Here is a 21,145-nt window from a genome sequence, read left to right as displayed (position 1 = left end):
TACTACGACGGCACGCGAGGAATAGGACACGAGCGACCGCGGGAACGCGCCGCCGCGTGACAGTATCCGAAGGGTATCCGAGGTGAAGGTCGCCGCGGGTCCGGGAACGACGGAGATCAGACGAGAACGGACTCGATACCCTTGTAGTACGGGCGGATCGCATCGAGATCGCCGGATGCGACCTTCGCCACCCATTGCGGATCGGCGAGTACTGCCCGGCCTAGCGCGACGAGGTCGAACTCGTTGCGTTCGAACAGATCGAGCAGCGGTGCGAGGCTCAGGCTTGGCTGTTGCTCTGCCGGGTTGCTCCCGAACGGGGACGCCACACCAATGGAGCCGAGGGCGATCACGGGCAGCCCGGTCACCTGCTTGGTCCAGCCCGCGAGGGTGCGGGCGGAGCCGTCGAACGCAGGCTGCCAGTAGCGTCGGGTCGAGACGTGCAGCATCGAGACACCGGCCTCGACAAGCGGAGTAAGCATCTGCTCGATCTCATCCGGGGAATTCGCGATGCGGGCATCGTAGTGACCGGTCTTCCACTGCGAGAAGCGGTAGGAGATCGGGAAGTCGGCGCCGACCCGCTCGCGGATCGCGACGACGATCTCTGCGCTGATCCGCATCCTGTTCGCTATCGACCCACCATAAGTGTCGGTCCTCCGGTTGGTCTTCTCCCAGATGAACTGGTCGAGCAGATAGCCGTGGGCCCCGTGCAGTTCGATCCCGTCGAAGCCGACCTCCTTCGCGGTGACCGCAGCGCGAACGAACGCATCGACGATGCTCGCGATCGTTGCCGCACCGGCCGGTTCGCCGACCTGTTCTCCGCTGAGCCCGATACCGGACGGGCTAACAACCGGGGCGTCCGGTATCGGGCCGGCGCCGGGAATACGGGTGGCGCCGAGGTGCCACAGCTGCGGGATGATGCGCCCGCCGCGTGCGTGGACGGCGTCGACTACCGTGCGCCAACCGGACAGAGGTTCGTCGCCGTAAAAGACAGGAACCCGGCTGCTCGCACCAGCGGAGTACTCGTCAACGTAAGTTCCCTCGGTAACGATCAGGCCAAGCGACGGGGCACGTTTGGCATAGTAGTCGGCGACGTCGCCGCCGGGCACGTTGCCGGGGGAAAACTTCCGGGTCATCGGGGCCATCACGAATCTGTTCGACAAGCTCAGTCCCGGAATCGCATCGAACGGTTCGAGCAGTGGTGCAATGTCGGCGCCATCGAGCAGCGTGCTTGCCGGATTGAAGTCGGTGCTCCCGACACGCAGGTCGGTCATAATGTCTCCCACTCGTGTTGAACTACAGCCGTCCCGCATTCGCGTGCGGCCGTTTGTGCAGATACCCGTCAGTCGGTGGTGCGCTCGGCGCGCATCGCGTCGAGCAGTCGCGGAAAAGGTGTCGAGGTCCAATTGCCGCGACATGTGCGTCAATTGCGGCAGAGCGGCCCGAAGTTGCCCCGGCCCCGAGTTCATCGAGCGGACCTGGGCATGACAGAGTCGAGCAGTCCGCCGTGTCCAACGGCCTCGCCCGACATCGGCGCTCCGGGCCCAGTCGTCGGCCGGGGCACGCGAACAGCAGGGCGGGCCGTGAGCTCAATCTCTGCGCGATCCGGGGCGTTGTAGCCTCTAATCCTCGGTCAGGATCCAACCATATTCGAACCACGCACTTGGGAATGTAGCTGGTGCCAGTGGTTCCAACAAGTCTCGTTCCATCGAGTCGAACTGATTCGTCGAGCCACGGAAACCGCCCTCCCGGTGGCGGCGAGGCTGTCGCCCCTCTCGATGGCAGACAGTCAGGACGGCTGGTGCTGACGGTATTCTCTGCAAGGAGAGCTGGCGTCGTCCCACTCGACCCGCTGATCATGACGAATTCGGGTCCCATGCTCCCTGTGATCACTGCCCTGCCGGTCGCCACCGAGGCCCGCACTGCGTGGCTCCTGCTGATCTTCGGATGAATTGAACAGCGTCCAACGAGCGGGAACTCTCGCCGGGCGGATGGTGTGTCAATTTCGGACGCCGTGTTGTCGATCACACGGGTGGTGAATATGTTGAGTCCGCGTGAGGTCGCTGCGGCAGTTGACCACCCCGCCCCAGCCAAGTCGACTTCACGGCGCGACTGCCTCGCGGAGCGGTGCGAAAACTTCCCTGCCCTTGCAGTAGTCGGCGCCGATACGCCGATCCCGTCGGCTCGGGAACAGAAAGGATCGAGACGAAGTCACAGTCGTCGAAGGAACCCTCGATGATAACCCGGTTCGGCACCAGGCACAACGCAACAAGGTGGGAACCGACAGTCCTCGAACGCGGGAAGCCCAGTCAGATGCCAACTTTGACGTCTTCACTGCCTGCAGCACAGCAGCTCTGTTCTGAGTCGAGCCGCTGCTTCATCCCAACAGGTCGCCGGTTCCATGGCCTTACCCGAAGTCCCCGCGGCTGCTCGACGCCGAGGCGCGCTGAAATGAAGGAGAAATATCGATGCAGAGCAGTATTCGGAATGTCGATGCAGTAGTTGTGGGAGCGGGCTTCGCCGGTCTCGATGCAGTCCGCCGACTACGCGATCGCGGATTGACGGTGCAGGGATTCGAGGCCGCCGGCGGGGTTGGTGGCACATGGTATTGGAATCGCTATCCCGGCGCTCGTACCGACAGTAAGTCCTATATTTACTGCTATACATTCTCGGCGGAGATCCGAGACGAGTGGAAGTGGAGTGAGCTATTCCCGACCCAGCAGGAGGTCCTGGCTTACCTCAATTTCGTGGCCGACAGGCTCGACCTTCGCCCTCTCTTCAACTTTAACACCACGGTGGTCAGCGCTGATTGGGACGATGAGGGCACGCACTGGATCGTGCGCACACACGATGGTGACGTGGTAGCCGCCAAATACCTCATCACAGCCGTCGGCATCCTCTCCGCGCCGCACAGACCGCAGATCGAAGGTATTGATACATTTGCCGGCCAGATCGTCCACACTGGCCGTTGGCCTGCAGAGGGGGTCGACGTCGCAGGAAAGAGGGTCGCCGTCATCGGCTCGGGCTCGTCCGGAGTGCAACTTCTGCCAATCGTTGCCCAACAGGCCGAGCACCTGACCCTCCTCCAGCGCACACCGAATTACGTATCCCAGTTCAATAGTCCAAAGTTCGACGATAGTGATCGTCAGCGTATCCGCGACGAGCACGACACGATCCAGGAGCAGGTGCGCGCAAATCCCTATGCGCAGGCGTATACGCTCGCTGGGGTGTCTGCGAAGGAAGTGACTGAGGCGGAACGTAGAGCCGTGTACGAGGCGGCGTGGTCGGCGGGCGGGCTCGCAATGGCCATGGCGACCTTCGCCGATCTGGGTATTGACGAAGAATCCAACAACACCGCAGCTGAGTTCGTTCGCGCGAAAATTCATTCGGCAGTCAAGGATCCGGAGATGGCTGCGTTGCTGACCCCAGATTACCCCTACGGGGTCAAGCGTGTGCCCACGAGCGAAGGCTATTACGATACGTTCAACCGAGACAACATCAACGTCGTCGACCTGCGGCGGACTCCGATCCAGCGGTTCACAGCGAACGGAATCGTCGTGGGAGGCGAGGAAACCGCTTTCGATATCGTCATTCTCGCGACTGGGTTCGATGCGGTCACCGGCGCCCTTACACGCCTGGGGATTCGTGGCCGAGGGGGAAAGGCACTCGAGGAAGTCTGGGCGGATGGCCCGTGGAACTACCTCGGATACGCTGTTCCCGGCTTCCCGAACCTCTTCTCGATGGTCGGACCCACCATGCCGGCAGGCAACGTACCCACCACAGTCGAGATCAACGGGGATTGGATCGACCGTATCATCGCCACTGCCCAGCAGCGCGGTGCGACGACCATCGAAGCGACCATCGAGGCTGCCGATGCCTGGCGCAGCGAGGTACTCGAACTGAACGCCCCCCTTCTGCTCGCGAAGGAGGGCGCACGCGTCAACTCATGGTTCATCGGCGCGAACATCGAGGGGAAGCCGATCTCACCCCTATTCTACCTCGGTCACGCGAATGACTACACGGCTCGGAGTACCGAAGAACGCGACAAGGGGTTCCCGAACTTCACCTTCTCGGATCGCTGAAGGTGGACTCGGCACATTGACACAACCAAGTTGGAGATCGTCGATGACGACCGTGCGTCGAGTGTAGGGGACTGCCTAGTTTGGATCGCCGGCATCTCTACGGTGTCGAGCGGGCCATCCCGTCCCTCAGCGACGAGGGACCGACCAGCTCTCCTTCAGCGGACTATTTCGCAGGGAATAAGAGGGCGTGCGTATAGCGCCAGAGTTCGGCGATGGGGCTCGGTAGGAGATCCGCTATCGGACCATTGCGCCCACCTTAATCGTTCTGTTCGCAACTAGCTCCTTGCGAGATATTTCGTGTCAACGAGCACGCGGTGTCGTGGGGTGTCCGGGTCGGTCAATTGCGTCGGCTCTCTGAAACGCAATTGAAATCACGGATACCGTAGTCCACTCATCGCTCGAGCTTGTCTGCCGACCTTGGTGCGCACTCATTGATTCATTCAAGAAAGAAGGAGACTCATGACTTCGACATCAAATCGGATTTCGTCCATTCAAGAACTGTTAGGCTCCGACGCACCGAGCAACTGGGGCAAGTGGGGCCCAGACGACGAGGTGGGCAGCCTGAACTACTTGCAATCCCCCCAGGTTCTCAAGGGAATCAGTACCGTGCAATCCGGTGACGTGTTTACCTTGCAGGTGCCGTGGGGGCGCACCGAGGCGCCAGGTGACCCGCTGTGGCCGGGACGCCAACCGTTCACGCGGAAGAATGTGATGGACGAGTCCAGTTGGGACGGCCCTCCCGAAACCTGGCCGCAGTACCCGGGAGGCGCTCACTATTGCGACGACGTGGCCACGCTGGCCCTGCAAGGCTCAACACAGTACGACTCCCTCGGCCACGCATGGTATGACGGCAAACTGTGGAACGGGTACGACGCCCGCTCGACCATTGGTGCCATGAACCGAAATTCAATCCTTCCTATTGCCGAGAAGGGCGTGGTCGGACGCGGTGTGCTCATCGATATGGCGCGCCATCGAAACAAGAACTGTCTGTCAAACGGTGAGACCTTCGACCATCGCGATGTGGAGATTGCGGCCGCCGCGCAGGGAGTAACGCTCGACAAACGCGACATTCTCTGCATTCGGACAGGTATCACCGCATCCTGGTTCGAGCGAAACGACCCGGAGAACTTCTTCGAAGACTACAACGAACCTGGACTCACTTACTCGCGCGAACTGGTCGAATGGTTCCAGGGTCAGGAAATCCCAAACCTGGTAACCGACTCCTTCGCCAACGAGGTCACATCGGATCCGAACTCCGATGTCATGATCCCGTTGCACTCCGCGCTCATGCGTAATCTCGGGGTCGTGTTCACCGAAGTTGCGTGGCTGGAGGATCTCGCCGATGCGTGCGCGGCCGATGGGCGTTACGACTTCCTGTACACAGCGGCCCCCCTCAAGATCGTTGGTGGGGCCGGGGCTCCAGTCAACCCGATCGTCATACGCTGAGCTGCTCCCGAAGGCACGGTGTCGGAAAGTCGCGTAACCGATGACAGATAGCCCCTGTCCGAGGACGTACGCAACGGTGGTGAGCTGGTCGGCAGAGTATCGGCGTCGCAATGACGCCGATGCGGTCGACCGCCGTCAGGTCGTTGGGTGATGTTGAGACAGCGGGCATGGGTGCCGGGTGAATTGCTTGGAGCGCGGGGCGGAACCGTGGTGGACGCTTCCGCGCCGTGCTCGTCAATTCCGCTGCAACCAAACACATCGTCGACAGATCATCGTCTTCGCGGACCCTGTACCGACGGCTGTGCAAAGTCATCGCGCATTTGCCATATACTTGAGTCGACGAGTTTGGCGCCGACGATCCACCTGCCGCGGGCGGTCGAGCGGCCCGCACTCATCGGTTATAACTTCTCGAGCACAACCTTTTTTCGGTGATGTCGCGATAGCGGGTCGATCACGGCGCCCCCGGGAGGACGTAGGACGTGGCAGAGGACCCCGCTTCGACGCCACCCGGCCGCAGCAGCTGACGGTGCACTCGTCGGCCAGAAACACCGGATCTCCGGGGAGGGGACGGCAAATCTGAACGCGGACTCGGGGCGAATCGAGGCCATCAGCGTCTCGAAGAGCCCCGATCGGCCGTCAAGCGAGCTCGCCACGAGCCGGATCACCAACCGCACCTCGCGCCTGTGAACCAGCCCGCCTCGTCCAGGGTGCGACGGGGCGTCCTCGGCAGTCGAATGCCCGTAGGTGTTGATCGTTCTGTCGGGGCGTGTGCGAGCGGCTCCTCCACCGCATCCATCCCAGCGCCGCGGCACAGAAGCGGTCACGTAGGTGTGCCGGTAGTGCCGGAGACGAAGTCGTTGGCCATCACGAGCTCGCGAAAGATCGAGTCCAGATCACCGATCGAAGTTGGTTGGGTCTGAAGGTCACGATCCGCCCTCACGTTGAGATCAGTATATTGTCGCCGACAAATCGATTCCGAAGGTCCGAATCTTCCGGTAAATGCTGGATCGGGAAATACCGAGCTGCTCTGCGGCCAGTCTTTTGTTTCCGTTTGTTGCGATGAGCGCATCCACGATGGCGTGTGCTTCGAGTCTCTCGAGCCCATCGAGTTGTCGACGGGAGGCCATGGCTTGGATGCCCGCGGGTAGGTCACGGGTATTGATGTATGGACCGAGCCTGTTGTTCAGTACCAGTGACACGATCTTGGAGAGCGAAGCGACATTCGACGGCAACGGGACGCGTCCGACGGCTTGCACAGCTCCGGAACTCCAGTGTGGTCGGCTTCGCGATGCAGCCTGCTGTGCGGTCAGCGACTCCAGCAGGATGGGTATGTCACCGGGCCTCTCTCTGAGGGTGGGGATCGTCACCTGGGAACCTGGCCAACGGTCGAGGAACTGTTGAACGGCTGGGCCCGTGCCGGCGTCGATGGTCATAGTAGCTACTACTCGGGAGGACCCGCTGCGGCGGCGTTGCATGGCTAGTCGGAGCCTTGTGAGATGTTGTTCGTCCACATTGTGTAGGTCGTCGATCACGACCAACCCATCAGGTATCTCCAATGCCTCTTCGAGGCTTGCCGACCACGCTTCGTTGTCCGATGGCGGGTGGTGTAGTTCCACCACCCGCGATGCGGACGAGTGTCGCGCGAACTCGCGAAGAACTGCGGATTTGCCAGTGCCGATCGCTCCGAGCAGGATCGTGTCGGCTTGATCGTCGTCGACTTTCGCTAGGGTTTTGCAGAGTCCGCGCCAAACTTCGCTGTTCCCAGCGAGGGTCGGAAGAATTCTGGTATCCGGTGGTTGGGGGGGCGGAGTATCGGGACGGGATGGACCGGGTCCCGGTTTTCCGCGGGTGACTCGCACGAGGGAGCCCACCACAGCCACTCCGTCGGTGATGGGCTCGCATTCGACGGCGACTGGGGGGGATGCGTCCGGCACAGTAAGTTCGCAGCGTATCCGGATGTGCGAGTGCGTTGCCTCTGATGCGGCTTCCCAGAGCCGGGTCTGGTCGAGCCCGTTCAGAATGCGGGCGGCCGCACCGTTGCTGATCACAGTGCGGTCGTTCAGGCAGATTACTGGGTGCCGGATGTCGCGAGTGGCTGCAACATAGGCGTCGAACAGGGCCTGCTCGCCGGTGGATGCCTCGATCGCGATTCGCTTCTCGATCAACCTTGCTTGGTCCTGGATCCACCGCAAGGCGAACGGACTCGCGTCCTTCGTGCGGCAGCTAATGCCCAGGGCGCCTAAACGACGCTTGGTCAGCGGGTGGAGGACGGCGCAGCTGGCCGACATCAGGGAATCGGCGCCGTCGAAAATGTGCTCCGTGCCGAGAACCCATACACTCTCGCCGGTTTCGAGGGATATTCCGGTGGCCCACGTTCCAACGGCCCGTTCGGCCAGGTTGAAGCCCGGTTGCACATTGGTTTCCTCGAACTGTTTCTCGAGTCGACGATCGGCGACCCATGCGGCTAGCATGCAGCCGTCTACGTCCGTGAGCGTCAGAGCGCAACCCAGCTCGGTAAGGAGGTCTTGGTGCCGCTCGACCACTGGGCGGGCGGCCCGGAGCATCTGACTGTCGACATGCTGGTGTGTTGCTCGAATAGGCGCAGCGCTGTCCGGATCGAGACCAGACGTGAAGGCGCGTTTCCAGGACTCGAAGATGATTGGCCGGACCACCTCGGTTGGTGGAACCACGCCGGCGGTCCGGTACTTCTCACGAGCTACGGCGATGGGGCTCTGGAGGATGTTCATATTTCTTTCCTGAAGGAGAGCACTTCGACAACGCGAAAGCTTAACCGAATACATGGCGGCTCTCATGCGACCTTCCCCCGCCGGACAGCGCTACGTTCTGAGGTCGCGGGCTGTGGGAGATGCTGCCGCCGTGGTGATCAGCGGCATCTCTCGACCAGCTCACCGCGGTAGCGACCGGGCTGCTTCGTCGCGGTGGCCGACCGGGTTTGCCGCGATCGTGTCCCACATCCACGCCATGAACCGCAACCGGAGTGCGTTCGGCTGGCGCTTTCCGAATGGCCAAGCTTGTTCCACCGGGATGGTACTCGGCGACCCGAAGGTGGAAGCGAAGGCTGATAGCGTCCTTGCGTGCGGCCGTCCAGTCGATGCGATGCAACTTTGCACCCGGCTCGGGCATCGCGCCAACCTGTCTCACCCGGAGCTGCGATAGGTAGCCACGTCCGTTGCCGCGGAGAGAGTCCGGAGGAGCTCGGATTGGCGAAGTCGCCATGGACGCTGATTCCGGAACTGGGCGACCGGTGCGGGCGATCTCCTGTCTACTTTGCGCGTAGCCATCGCTGCTGTGTGTTTGAGGGTATATCGGATTCCGACGCTCGTCGTGGGGCGTCCCCTAGCGGCTGAGATTTCGGGTCGTCTCGGAGCCTCGTAGTCCGTTTCGTCAACTGCGTGGTGCATCAACTCTCGTCTCCTTGATGGCGTTGCCCCCCACTGCGGAGTGGTGCACCACGTCGTCGAGCTCTCCTTCCTTCGCCAAACGTTCCGCCATCAGCCCCAGGAATGCGCTCATGACCAACAGGCCGGCAATGAAGAAGAACCCGGCATTGGTGTTGCCGGTGACATCGATGAGGTAGCCCGTGAGGACGGGACTTACGAAGGACGCAGAGGCCCCGAGTGAGTTGACGATGGCGATTGCTGAATACCCTCCCGCGCCAGCGAAGATCCGCGACACCATGGGCATGTAGAAGGCGCCGCTCAAGCCGGCTATCCCGACGAAGGAAAGCGCGATGAGCAGAAGCACGGGCCCGTCTGCCACGATCGTCCACAGGGCCCCGATTGCACCGATCACGGCACCGGACGCCACGAGTTTCCCACTCCATCCACGTCGTCCGGCGAGCCGAGACATCACGAGGTTGTATGCGACGGCGATGAGCGTGGGCAGGCCGGCTAGGAGGGCAGATTGATACACGTTGAACGTCGTGCCGAACCGCTCAGCGAACTGTGAGACCATCGTTGGGGTCCAGATGTAGATGGTGAACATCGCGTAGGTGACCCCGAAATAGCCCATGCCGATGACCCAGGGCCGCCAGTCACGAATGGTGGCGATGACGGACTTGTGAGGGGTGTTCGCGACCTCGGCGTCCGCGGACAGGATCTTCGCGTACTGCTCCTTCTCTGGATCCGAGAGCCACCGAGCCTTGCTGGGGCTCTCGACGAGTCCGATCGAGGCGGGGATCGCCGCCACGATCGCCAGGAGCCCAAGGATCAAGAGCAGGATGCGCCAGCCGCTGAGAGAGTTCAGGAAGCCTGCGTTGCCCATGCTGATGATCCCGGCTCCCAGGATCGGGCCCACGATGCTCGCCAGCGAATAGAAGCCGCCGATGAGCATGAATCCGAATGGCCGATAGGATCGGACGAACCACATGGTGATGAAGTAGAAGATGGCCGGTGCGAACCCGCCTTCGGCTGCGCCCAGCAGGAATCGGAGCACGACCAGGATCTCGTAGTTCGGGGCGAAAGCGATAAGGCACTGGATGGCACCCCAAACCAGAAGGACGCGAATTATCCACCGGCGGGGCCCCATCTTGGTCGCCCAGCCGGCGGTGGGGACTTCGACGAGTACGTAGCCGATCGTGAACACGCCGACGACGAAGCCGAACATCGTTGCGGTCAGCGCCAGGTCCTCGTTCATCCCGTGAGGGCCGGCGAAAGCGAGCGAGATTCGGTCGAGCATTGAGACAAAGCACAGGAAGCCGAGCAAGGGCATGAGGTGCCAGAGCGCCTTTCGGCTCAGGTGCTTGATGAGGGCCGGGTCGGTTGTCCCTGTTTCGATCGCCACGATAGTTTCCTAACATCGTTGTTGAGGCAGGCGATGTGCATGCCGAACTCGTCGGTCATGTGATAGTCGTTCGCCCGCAGTGGCTTTGGTGACACTTAAGCCTCGCTTAAACCGATTCCATCGCGCCGGAGCTGACGGGTGTGTACTCCACGGGAAGGGTGGTGAACCCGGTAACACTCCGATCAGCGATCCACGTCGGTTCTCCACTGTCAACGGGATGGAGGTCCGGCAGGGCGGCCAGCGTCTTTCGGAAGAGGGTAGCCAATTCCAGTCGGGCGAGATTGCGTCCCAGGCACAGGTGGATACCCTCTCCCAGTGCCAAGTGGGGATTGGGGGTACGTCGGATGTCGAATTTGTGCGGGTCCTCGAACACCCGCTCGTCGTGGTTCGCCGACGCCAGGAACGCCACCACCCAGTCGCCAGCGCGGATCCGTTTCCCGTGGAAGTCGAAGTTCTCCGTCGCGACGCGTAGTCGGTTCTTCGCCGGCGATGCCCACCGCAGCACCTCCTCGACCGCGCCCTTGACGAGGCTGGGATCGTCGATGAGGAGTTGGCGCTGATCCGGGTGCTGCATGAAGAGCCACAGCCCGACCCCACCCGCATTGCGCGTGGTCTCCAGACCGCCTCCGATCATCGTCGTGAACCACACCTTCATTTCGTGGAGGCTGAGCTTGTCGCCGTCGATCTCCAAGTTCCCGATGACGGTGGCGAAGTCATCCTTCGGGTTGCGGCGCCGCTCGAGCGCGAGCTCGGTGCCGTACTCGAGGAGTTTCTTCTGTCCGTACAGTGACGTTGCAACCTCGTCGCCGTCGATCGTGAAACGCGGGTCCGCCGCCGCGAGCCATTGCCAGCACGCTTCCTGCAGGTAGTTCCAGTCCGATTCGGGGACACCCAGCATCCGGAAGACCACCTTCCCCGGTAATTGTGCCGCGATATCTTCGATGAGGTCGCAACTTCCGCGCTCGGAGACCTCGGCCAGTATCTCGTCGACGATGCGCTCGACGTCGTTAGCCAGCCGTGCGATGGCCGGCACACTGAAGTGTTTGTTGATGGGACGCCGGTACAGGTTGTGGAGGGGATCGTCGGTGGTCGCGATCTGGATGTCCCATCCCTGGGCGTGCTTCTCCTCGGGAGTCCTTCGCTTGGGCGAGCGGGGAACGCGGGTGTCTTCCCGAGAACTGAGCCGGGCCGGGTCGAGAAGATATTCCTTGACGTCGTCGTACCGGGTGATGGACCAATGGTGGCGGCCGTACGCGTCGTTCTCGGTCCAGTGGATGGGGTCCTCATCCCTCAACTGGCGGAACCCGGCGTGAAATTCTTCCGGCTTGGTGTACCACGTTGGGTCCAAGAGTTTGTTGTCGATTTCGGACCAGTCGGTCATTGTCACTCCTGTTCGGGTTGGCCGATGCGACGGCACCGGCGGTATGTGGTCACAAATAGGGGATTCGCGTCGCGGTCGATCGCGGGTTCCGGGGGAGTGCATCACACCCCGGTACGACACGTCATGGTCCTTCCGAAATTGGGTTCACTGTTAAATCTCCGGGGCGTGAACCCGAGACAATCGATGATCTTGCAGCGCCTTCTCAGCGGCCATCTGGAGCTGCATCAGGTCGGTGACGAGACTCCCGAAGTCAGCCAGGGGGTCGAAGCCGTAACCGAGCGGGGCTCCCGCCCGCACTCCGTGTCGGTGCGCCGTCTCCGCCACGTACTCCCACATCTCAACAATGGTGGGCAGGTCCGCGACCATGTCGAGGCCCAGGTCCTGGGACAGGTCGGCGAGTCCGAAGAAGATATAGTCCACGCCCTCGACGGACACGATCTCTTCGATGTTGTCCACACCGCTCTTGGTCTCGATGAGCGGCATCACGATGACGTTGTCGTTCGCGACCTGCCGACGTTTCTCCCATGCGGCACCGGAGAATTCCATGGCGGGCACGACGGGGCACATCCCGCGTCCTCCGGAGGCGTACCGTCCCGCGGCAACGGCGCGGCGTGCTTCTGCCGCCGAGCCCACCTTCGGAACGAGGATGCCTTGGGCACCGGCGTCGAGCGCCTGCTGGATCAATGTGGGATCGTTGCCGAGCACGCGCACGAACGGCACCAGCCCGTATGCCTCTGCGGTTCTGAGATGTGCAACCATCGCGGGGATGTCGATCATCCCGTGCTCGCGGTCGATCAGGACCCAGTCGTAGCCGAGGGCGCCGTAGATCAGGGTCGACGACGGGTCGACCGACGTCACGAAGGCCCCGACCGGCTGGCCACCGTCCGCGATGATGGACTCGAACTCCCTGGCACGCCTGACAGACATGCAACCTCCTCCATCGATTGGCACTGTTACTCAGTCCGTTCCGGGACCGTCAAGGACGGCACGGCGCCAGCGCGACCTTGACCGGTCGGACTTCCAGTTGGTACGAGGCGGCCTCGATTGCCGTGGCCGCCCGCTCGAGCGGATAGACATGGGTAATCCACGCGCCGAGATCGATCCCGTCGCGCAACAGTTCGAGCGCAAGGTCGAACGCCTTGCCCACGGTATGGGGATGCGAAATCGGGTTGACGATCGTGATTTCCTTCATCATCATCGCCATCCAGTCAATCGGCTGTGACTGGGGCGTCGCGACGGAGACGTTCACCCACGTGCCCATCGGTCGCACCAGGCGAGCAGCGAGCTGGCGGGCCGAACTGACGCCGGCCGCCTCGATCACCGCGTCGACCGGCCCGCCATCCTTCTCGATGCGCGCGGCGGTCTGCTCGATCGTCTCGCCCGGTGCGATGCCAAAGACTCTCGCGCCCAATGTCGCTGCCATCGCTAGGCGCTCCTCGTCGGACTCCAGCCCGATGACGCTCACATGGGCACCGACGCGAATGGCGGCAAGGGCACAGGACAACCCCTGTGTTCCTGGCCCGATGACCGTGACGTGGTCGGCGGCGGCGGCGCCGCTCGCCTCCACCCATCGGATGCCGTTGGCCAGCGGCGAGCACGCAATCAGCGCCGCCGCATCGGACAGCTCGACGGGCACCTTGTACACCAGGGCGCTCGCCGGGACGAAAGTGTGGGTGGAGTAGCCGCCCCATAGGTGCGGCGGCTCCGCGCTCGACACCGTGCCATAGCCGACGGTGAGGCCGCCGCGCGTCTCGCACAGATAGTACTGGCCCCTATCGCACGCACGGCACCCGTCACAGGGCCACCGCGACTCCACTACGACGCGGTCGCCGATCTCGAGCTGCCGGGTGACGCGAGCGTCGTCCCCGATCGCAACGACCCGGCCGAGGATCTCGTCACCGAAGATCACCGGGGCAAGCTGGTTCAACCACTCCATCTCGCCGCGGTACATGTGCAGTTCGGAGCCGTCGATGCCGCACAGCAGCACCTCGACGAGAAGGTCTCCCGGAGACAGCTCCGGCAGGGGGAAATCACGCAGGGCGAAGGTTTGAGGGCCTTCATAGACAATCGCCCGGGCGGTGGATGCCACAGTTTTCTCCTTATAGCGGTATGTCGAGATAGGGGGTGTCGATTTTCCTGCGCCGTTCACGGCTGTGCTGCCGCGGCAGACTGCCGGATGTGGATGGGGTCGAGTTCGGTGCCGATGCCGTAGACGTCCCCGAGCGCCCTGGTCCCGTCGTACGTCAGGCGAGGCACGGCTATCGTCCAGCCGCGCCCACTCGCAACATCAGGGTGCTCGGGCAGGCTGAAGGTGGCGATCTCGATCCGTTCGGAGGTTCGGTCCGCGAAATCCGGATGCATCATCGTCAGCGAGCCGACGGCGCCGGCGAGCATGACCCAGGGGTCTCGAAGTCGCACGAGGAGCATCCCGTGGTAGGCGCTGAAAACCACGGTTCCGCGGAACCGCAGGCACCGACTCGAGTCGAGATGGGTCGGGTGAGCGGTGGGGAACATGAATTCGCCGGCTGGGGTCTGGTCCGCCCCGTCTCCGCACACGATCTCACCGTCGATGGCGGAGAGGTAGTCGCGCAGGGACGCCTTGACGCCCCAACACAGTTCGTGCCCGGTCCTCCGCTCAGCTGACATGGGCCGGTTTCCTCTCGGCGAACTCCTTGAGCGGCATGTCGGGAGACCGCACCAGGTCCGCGTCGACGCGTGTGCCGCATTCGATCAGGACCTTGGCTTGGGCGTAGTCGCGGAGGTTGTTGACGGTGTCGACGGCAACGACTTGATCGTCGCGCAGGTACACCACGCTGAACGCGCCGGACTGAGGGGTGCCACGGACGACCGCGGCGTCGTACGCGATGGGCACTCCCATGGTCTTGAACTTGACGTCGTACTGGTTGGACCAGAACCAGGGGACCGGCTTCAGCGGGTTGGGCGAGCCCAGGATAGACGCTGCGACCACCCGTCCTTGCTCCACTGCATTCTGGACAGATTCCAGTCGCATCCTGGTGTGGCCGGTGAAGGAGTTGGAGATGCTCGCGCAGTCACCTGCCGCGTAGACATCTGGCAAACTGGTGCTCCCGGCGTCGTCGACATCGGCGCCGTTGACTCCCTCCGCCCCGGCGTCACGGAGCGCCTCGACGTTGGGGAGGAGCCCCACGCCGATCAGGACTAGTTCCGCGGCGATCCACCGACCGTTGTCCAGCTGAACCCCGGTGACTTCCCCGTTTCGTCCCGTGATCTCCGAGACGGAAGAGCGCTCGAGGATGTCGACCCCGTGACGTCGGTGGAGAGCACGGAAGTGCGCGGAGACTGCCGGTGAGGTCACCCGCTGGAGAACGCGGTCAGCGCTCTCGATGACCGTCACGGCGAGCCCCGCTTTGGTGAAGGCAGCCGCGGCCTCGAGCCCGATGAAGCCCCCGCCGATCACCACGGCACGTGCCGCGGTGATCAGGTGGCTCTGGAGCCGCTCGGCGTCGCGAAGCGTACGAAGGTAGTGCACGCCTGCGAGCTCGGCTCCCGGTACGGTGAGCCTGCGGGGCCGCCCACCAGTCGCCCACACAAGCTTGCCGTAGCCGATCTCGGCGCCGGTCGATGTACGCACGACGTGTCGGCTGGGGTCGACGGCGACGACATCCGTTCCGAGCATGAGTTCCATGTCGTCGTCTCGCCAGAATTCGGGCGGCCGGAGAAAGAGGCTTTCGGTCGCGGTCTGGCCCGTGAGCACGCCTTTGGACAGTGGGGGTCGCTCGTAGGGCGGGACGAGCTCGCTGCCGAGGATCCCGATAGAACCCTCATAACCGGCCGCATCCAGGGCTGTCGCGACTTGAGCACCTGCCTGCCCCGCTCCGACGATCAGGGTGTCATGGTGTCGTATCACGGACGTGATCACTCGGCAACGACTTCGGCGACGAGTCCGTCGAGGAATCCCGAGGCGTGGATCTGGCACGCCAGCCGGCTTTCCGGCCGGTAGTTCTCGGAGATCTCCAGCAGGTCGTGCTCGTCCGCCGAGGCCGGGGTGACCTGGTCCGCCCACGGGGCGGAAATATAGATGTGGCATGTGGCGCAAGACATCTCGCCTCCGCATTCACCGACGATGCCAGGAATTTCGTTACGAACGGCCACCCGCATCAGGGATTCGCCGTCGCCGGCTTCGGCGATGTGTACGTCGCCATCGACCGACTGGAACTTGATGATCGGCATTGTGCCTGCTCCTTCCGCCCGGGCGTATGTGCCGGGCCTCGCCGTGAAAGCAAGTGTCACGGATCACAGACATAACTGTCCAATGCATTTTTAGACTTCAAATTATGACAAAATTCGATGTTTCCCGGGTGGCGTGTCCTGCCTCGTGCTAGCGTCCGGCATGCTCGATCTCCAAAAGTTGCATCACTTTTATGTGCTGGTGAAGACAGGCAGTTACGCACGGGCCGCAACGGAGTTGCACATGTCCCAGTCGGCGCTGACGCGGAACATCCAGGTGCTCGAGAATCGGTACGGCGTCACCCTGCTCAAACGCGACAGGGGCAGGAAGGGCATCCTCCTCACCGACTCCGGGCGCGCCGTCCTCGAGCATGTGCAGGAGTTGCTCACTCGCGCCGAGGCAATCGAACGCACTCTCGCGGCTGACGACACCGAGGCACCGAAGAAGCTCACGATCGGTATCGGACCGACCCTGGCAATGCTGCTCCCGGATGTGATCAAGCCGATCGTTACCGACAGTCGCAATCTGACGATCGAAGTCTCCATCCAGGCCCCCGACGTGATGATGGAGCGCGTTCTCGCCGGTGAACTCGACTTCTACCTAGGTCAGGAACCACACTCCGGGAAAACCCGTCGCGTGCGCCAAGAGCTGTGTGGTGCGGCGGCGATGCGTCTGTGGGTCCGCCCGCACCATCCGCTGACAGGACGAGGAGTCGTGGACGTAGAGGAAATCGCCAGGCACGCTAAAGCGTCCGTTACGGCGTGGAACTCATCCATCGTGCCGATGCTCGAATCCGGGCTCCAGGGTCCACTGACCGCAAACGTGCAGATCGACGACTATGCGCTGCTCGTCGAGCTCGCCCACAACTCCGACACGATCCTCATCTCCGGCTTCGCGGACAGGCTTCACCGTCTCGCGGAACTCGAGACCGACACGGTTATCCCCATGCCGCCTCTTCCGGTGTATTTCTTCTTCCTGGAGGGGATCCCGTTGTCGCCGTTTGCCATGGGGATCAAGGAGGCCCTGAAGCGCGGATTCATCACCGCCACGACGCAGAATGCGACCGGGGACACTCCATCGAGACCGTAGGGAAGGTACTTGACTGTTCCCGCTTGTCCGATGCGTCGGATCGGTAAGTGATGCCTCGAACCGACGACCGGGAGCCGCGTTCGTGTTGACCGACTTCGAGCGCGAGCAGCTGGTTCGGTGGTCAAGTGAGCCGAATAGCGTGAAGTTCGGACACGAATTCTATTGGAACGCAAGACCTGTTAAAGATGTTTCCGCAATTGAGTGAGTGGTGATCATGGGGGAGGCCCGGTGTGATTGAGGAAGTCGTGGCACAGGTCGTAGTTGGTGCCGACTCGGGTGAGTCCGGTCTCGGTCGCTGTGCGGACCTCGTCGAGCATGGGGGCAAAGGTTGCCTAGTTGTAATTCCTGGGGACGTTGTGAACGCCGACGCGTTCGATGGGTGACTTACCGCCGATCCCGGTGTGGGGTAGATGATGATTGTAGTCATGCAGCCAGGCTTGGTAGGTCGATGAGCGGGCCTCGTCGCTGAGGTAGGTGTCTGCGTCCGCCCACTCCGCGGCGAGCGTCCGGTTGAACCGTTCGACTTTTCCGTTAGTCTGGGGTCGGTCGGCCTGGTTCGCTTGTGCGCAATGTCCGGGCCGAGAGAATCAGCGAAAGCTTTTTAACGGTAACAGGATCCATTGTCGATTAACACCCGTGTGACGGTGATGTGGTGGGCCGCGAAGAAGTCGTTCGCTCGGGACCAGAACCCGGAAGCGGTCTCCTTCTTCTCATCGCACAGGATTTCCGAGTACGCGAGCCGCGAATGATCGTCGACGGCGTGATGCAGGTACGAGTAACCCACCCCGGAGCGGTTGCGACGTCCGGCGGCGCGGCGGAGTTTGCGGTGGCCACCGCCGTCCGGGATGCGGCCGAGCTTCTTGATGTCGACGTGGACCAGATCTCCCGGTGCGTCGTGCTCGTAGCGGCGGCCGGCGGCCGGCGGACCGGCAGACCGGTGGCCTGGTCGAGGTGAGCCAGCTTCGGCATCCGGTAACGCCGCAGGACCGCCTCGACGGTCGAGCGCGCCACGTGCAGGTGGTGGGCGATGCGGTGTGGTCCCCAGCGGCGGGTGAACCGCACGTTGATGATCCGTCGTTCGGTGTGGGTCGGCGTCTGGTGAGGGCAGTGATGTGGTCGACTCGAGTGATCCTCCATTGCGGCCTCGCCACCGTCGCAGTAGCGGTCGACCCACTTCTTGACCGTCGCCGGCGAGCACTGGAACCGCTCCGCTACCCGGCGTAGCAACCAGCCGTCTTCGAGGACCAGCAACGCGAGTGTGGAACGTCCCCGTGGAGTCAGGAAGGCATTACGGTGTGTCATGAGAGCCTCTCGGTAGCGGCGTGTGTGTGGTAACCGCACCGATACCGGAGGTCCTCACCTATCTCTATTCGCCACGCCGTACGCAACCTGCCTGGGTGCCTCTCTGTTTGTCAAGCAGCTCTGTCGGATTGATTTGTATGTGGTCGAAGATACCGATTTTCGTCGGCCAGCATGATGCGCCAGACGTGATCGGACAGGTGACGTTTGAGGGCGGGCCTGGCCGCTGCCGGCTTCTTGCCCTCGGCGATCTTCTTGTCGTAATAGTTGCGCCCGGCGCTGGCGGGCATCCGAATCTGAACCACCGCGACGGTGTAGAGCGCGCTGTTGAGCTGCCGGTCCCCGTAGCGGGGACAGGCGGTGACGGTCGGTGTCGGCGCTGGCGATCTGCACCGGTGCCGAGCCGTTGTAGTTCGAAAAGGCCGCCGCGGTCGGGAACCGGTCGGGCCGGCCGGTGCGGCCGATCAGCCGGGCCGCGGTCACCGCACCGATCCCGTCGACCTCGCGCAGGCGGGTGCCGTGCTCGTCGAGCGTGTGGGCCATCTGCTTCTCGTTCGCCGCGAGCTGGTCGTCGAGACGGCGGACGTCCGCGATCAACTCCCGACACAGCCCGACCCGCATCCGATCGACAGCGCTCTTAGCGCGGAAGCCCCGCAACAAGGCTGCCGCCGCAGCAGCGGTCAGCGAGGTCGGAGCACCACCGGCAAGCAGCTGCCGAAGTAGCGCGTGAAGCTGATTCATGATCCGAGTTCTACTGCTCGACATATTATTTCGTTGCTCATCGAGCAGTCCGAGGATTTCGGCCGAGCCCTCCGAGTCGACCGGGCGGGCGTCGCCCTGCATCGCGGCGACACAGGCCGCCGCGGCCGCGTCGATGCGGTCGTTCTTGCGTCGGCCGCCACGGGAGAGTTCCCACACGCGGGCGGTGGCGGTGGTGGGGACGTCGAGCACGACCTCCCCGAGTGCCAGCAGCCACTGCGCGAGGTGATGTCCGAGACCGTAGGCGTTCTCGACGGCCCAGGTGCGCTGCGGCCAGGTCTTGGCCCAGGCGATCAGCGTCTTGTAGCCGGTGAGGGTGGCGTCGATGCGGATCGAGCCGAGGTCGGTGTTGGTGGCCGGGTCGACCGCGGTGGCGGTGTGGCTGGACTTGTGGGGATCGATGCCGATGACGATCATGGAAGACGGTTCCCTTCTCTGCTCGGATTGGGGAATCCGCGGAGGACATCCGACTTCAAGTACCTCTCACAGCAGCTTGGGGTCACGCCTCTCTTCAGTCACTCCGCGAACGCAGACCGGGAGGGGGGACACACCCCACCAGGGTCAACCCAACGGACGGGTGACAGGAATTATGCGAGTCAACTCCTCCGGTCTGCTACGGGACGTTACGGGTAGCCGACCCGATCACGACCGCCGACACTCATAAAAGTCGGAACTACCCCTAGTTCGATGGATTCACATTGCCTACTTGTTCGATCGGGTTAAGGTCGGGCCCATAGGGCCACCGCGGTCGGGAAACTGACCTCGATCATCGCCGAGATGTGCACTGGACGGACGTCACCGACGCAATGAACCTGCTCCGAGCCGGCGGGATGCCCGCGGCCGGTGATGCGGGCCCGGAGGGCATGCAGCGGCTGCTGAACTTCTACTCCTGGGACTGCGAGGGGCTCCGCGACGACGTGCGTGAGGTCGTGGTCGAGACGATCGGTGACTCCGACAAGGGCGTGTTGATCGTCGACGAGACAGGGTTTTGAAGAAGGACACGCGCTCGGCCGGGGTGGCCAGGCAGTATTCCGGCACGGCCGGACGGATCGAGAACAGCCAGATCGGGGTATTTCTCGCCTACGCCTCCGACCGGAGTCGGGCGCTGATCGATCGCGAGTTGTACCTGCCGAGGGCCTGGACCGAGGACCGCGAGCGATGCCGGGCCGCCGGGATCGGCGACGAGGTGGCTTTCGCGACGAAACCCGAACTGGCGCAGACGATGATCGAACGGGCTCTCGATGCCGGTGTGCCGTTCGGGTGGCTGACCGGTGACGAGGCTTACGGGCAGGTCGGCAAGCTTCGACTGTGGCTCGAATCCCGTGGTGTGGCCCATGTTCTCGCCGTTCCGAAGTCGCAGATGGTGATCTCGATGGAGCCACAGCAGCGCCGAGCCCACGCCTGATCGCCGACCTGCCGGCGACCGCGTGGCAGCGGATCAACTGCGGCGACGGTGCCCACGGATCCAGGCTCTATGACTGGGCGGTCGTCGACATCCGGCCCCTGCGAGAACGCGGTCGCGGTCACTGGCTGCTGGCCCGCCGGTCGATCACCGACCTCGGCGAGATTGCCTACTACATCTGCTTCGGCCCCGCCGACACTGAACCCGCCGAGTTGGTCCGGGTGACCGGCAGTCGCTGGGCGATCGAGGAGTGCTTTCAGACCACCAAGAACGAGACCGGACTCGACCACTTCCAGGTGCGTGGGTACCCGGCCTGGTACCGACACATCACCTTGTCGATGGCCGCGGCCGCCTTCCTGACGATCCTGCGCCGCGGCGCTCAAAAAAGGGGATCTGAAACCGGTGTCCGAGAACTAATTCCTCTGACAATCAACGAGATCCGGCGATTGTTCAACCGCGTCGCTCGTCCGGTGCATCACGCTCTCGTCCATGTCTGGCACTGGTCGAACTGGCGCCGCGCCAGCCAGGCCAGAGCGCGCGCCAGCCCACTATAAGCGTCGACATCACAAACTGTCGTTGCAGTACTAATCTAAGCGCTCCCATCCTCCCACCCGGTGTTCGATTCGGTCATCCACCGCGCCAGTTGGACAGTGTCTTCGATGACGGCGAAGCCCTCGGTG

The 21,145-nt window shown here is 63.0% G+C and carries 12 protein-coding genes and 3 pseudogenes; 4 read left to right on the top strand and 11 right to left on the bottom strand.

Features of this window, described 5'->3' with window-relative positions:
- Nucleotides 1–116 precede the first annotated feature (116 nt).
- Nucleotides 117–1,271: an NADH:flavin oxidoreductase gene (locus MLGJGCBP_RS33305; protein ID WP_160101018.1), complete on the bottom strand. Its 1,155-nt coding sequence runs from the start codon at nucleotides 1,269–1,271 to the stop codon at nucleotides 117–119.
- 1,194 nt (nucleotides 1,272–2,465) lie between these two features.
- On the opposite strand from MLGJGCBP_RS33305, the gene MLGJGCBP_RS33300 reads away from it, so the two are divergent.
- Complete coding sequence (locus MLGJGCBP_RS33300; RefSeq protein ID WP_160101016.1) at nucleotides 2,466–4,079, top strand: flavin-containing monooxygenase; 1,614 nt, start codon at nucleotides 2,466–2,468, stop codon at nucleotides 4,077–4,079.
- A gap of 459 nt (nucleotides 4,080–4,538) precedes the next feature.
- Nucleotides 4,539–5,525 carry a cyclase family protein gene (locus tag MLGJGCBP_RS33295; protein WP_160101014.1) on the top strand — a complete coding sequence of 329 codons (987 nt, stop codon included), beginning with the start codon at nucleotides 4,539–4,541 and terminating at the stop codon, nucleotides 5,523–5,525.
- A 947-nt stretch (nucleotides 5,526–6,472) separates the two neighbouring features.
- Here MLGJGCBP_RS33295 and MLGJGCBP_RS33290 read toward each other — a convergent pair.
- From MLGJGCBP_RS33290 to MLGJGCBP_RS33255, 8 genes are all read right to left on the bottom strand, one after another.
- Nucleotides 6,473–8,272 carry a helix-turn-helix domain-containing protein gene (locus tag MLGJGCBP_RS33290; RefSeq protein WP_160101012.1) on the bottom strand — a complete coding sequence of 600 codons (1,800 nt, stop codon included), beginning with the start codon at nucleotides 8,270–8,272 and terminating at the stop codon, nucleotides 6,473–6,475.
- Between the two features lie 658 nt (nucleotides 8,273–8,930).
- Entirely contained in the window at nucleotides 8,931–10,328 is a 1,398-nt protein-coding gene (locus tag MLGJGCBP_RS33285) for an MFS transporter (protein ID WP_160101010.1), read from the bottom strand.
- A gap of 106 nt (nucleotides 10,329–10,434) precedes the next feature.
- Complete coding sequence (locus MLGJGCBP_RS33280; protein ID WP_160101008.1) at nucleotides 10,435–11,709, bottom strand: cytochrome P450; 1,275 nt, start codon at nucleotides 11,707–11,709, stop codon at nucleotides 10,435–10,437.
- 150 nt (nucleotides 11,710–11,859) lie between these two features.
- Entirely contained in the window at nucleotides 11,860–12,636 is a 777-nt protein-coding gene (locus MLGJGCBP_RS33275; RefSeq protein WP_160101006.1) for an HpcH/HpaI aldolase family protein, read from the bottom strand.
- Nucleotides 12,637–12,685: 49 nt separating this feature from the next.
- A complete protein-coding gene (locus MLGJGCBP_RS33270) occupies nucleotides 12,686–13,798 on the bottom strand; it encodes a zinc-dependent alcohol dehydrogenase (protein ID WP_160101004.1) in 1,113 nt (370 codons plus the stop codon).
- A gap of 56 nt (nucleotides 13,799–13,854) precedes the next feature.
- Complete coding sequence (locus MLGJGCBP_RS33265) at nucleotides 13,855–14,355, bottom strand: HtaA domain-containing protein (RefSeq protein ID WP_160101002.1); 501 nt, start codon at nucleotides 14,353–14,355, stop codon at nucleotides 13,855–13,857.
- Nucleotides 14,345–15,607, bottom strand: coding sequence for an NAD(P)/FAD-dependent oxidoreductase (locus tag MLGJGCBP_RS33260; protein WP_201453269.1), 1,263 nt, complete (start codon nucleotides 15,605–15,607; stop codon nucleotides 14,345–14,347). Before MLGJGCBP_RS33260 ends, MLGJGCBP_RS33265 begins: the two co-directional genes overlap by 11 nt.
- The gene (locus tag MLGJGCBP_RS33255) at nucleotides 15,604–15,918 is read right to left on the bottom strand and encodes a 2Fe-2S iron-sulfur cluster-binding protein (RefSeq protein ID WP_160101000.1); all 315 of its coding nucleotides are present in this window, start codon (nucleotides 15,916–15,918) and stop codon (nucleotides 15,604–15,606) included. The genes MLGJGCBP_RS33260 and MLGJGCBP_RS33255 overlap by 4 nt, the downstream gene beginning before the upstream one ends.
- A 160-nt stretch (nucleotides 15,919–16,078) precedes the next feature.
- Here MLGJGCBP_RS33255 and MLGJGCBP_RS33250 point away from each other — a divergent pair, with 160 nt between their 5' ends.
- Nucleotides 16,079–17,005 carry a LysR family transcriptional regulator gene (locus MLGJGCBP_RS33250; RefSeq protein WP_160100997.1) on the top strand — a complete coding sequence of 309 codons (927 nt, stop codon included), beginning with the start codon at nucleotides 16,079–16,081 and terminating at the stop codon, nucleotides 17,003–17,005.
- Nucleotides 17,006–17,337: 332 nt separating this feature from the next.
- On the opposite strand, the pseudogene MLGJGCBP_RS33245 reads toward MLGJGCBP_RS33250, so the two are convergent.
- Both MLGJGCBP_RS33245 and MLGJGCBP_RS33240 read right to left on the bottom strand, forming a co-directional pair.
- Nucleotides 17,338–18,307 (bottom strand): annotated as a pseudogene (locus MLGJGCBP_RS33245) (IS481 family transposase).
- Between the two features lie 110 nt (nucleotides 18,308–18,417).
- Nucleotides 18,418–19,480: pseudogene (locus MLGJGCBP_RS33240) on the bottom strand (IS110 family transposase).
- 419 nt (nucleotides 19,481–19,899) lie between these two features.
- On the opposite strand from MLGJGCBP_RS33240, the pseudogene MLGJGCBP_RS33235 reads away from it, so the two are divergent.
- Nucleotides 19,900–20,882, top strand: a pseudogene (locus MLGJGCBP_RS33235) (IS701 family transposase); the annotation flags it as partial.
- Nucleotides 20,883–21,145: the final 263 nt, after the last annotated feature.

Source organism: Rhodococcus sp. T7 (assembly GCF_009872365.1).
GTDB lineage: Bacteria > Actinomycetota > Actinomycetes > Mycobacteriales > Mycobacteriaceae > Rhodococcus_F.
Note: the sequence above shows the minus strand (reverse complement) of the source record. Positions and strands in the feature narration are given on the sequence as shown.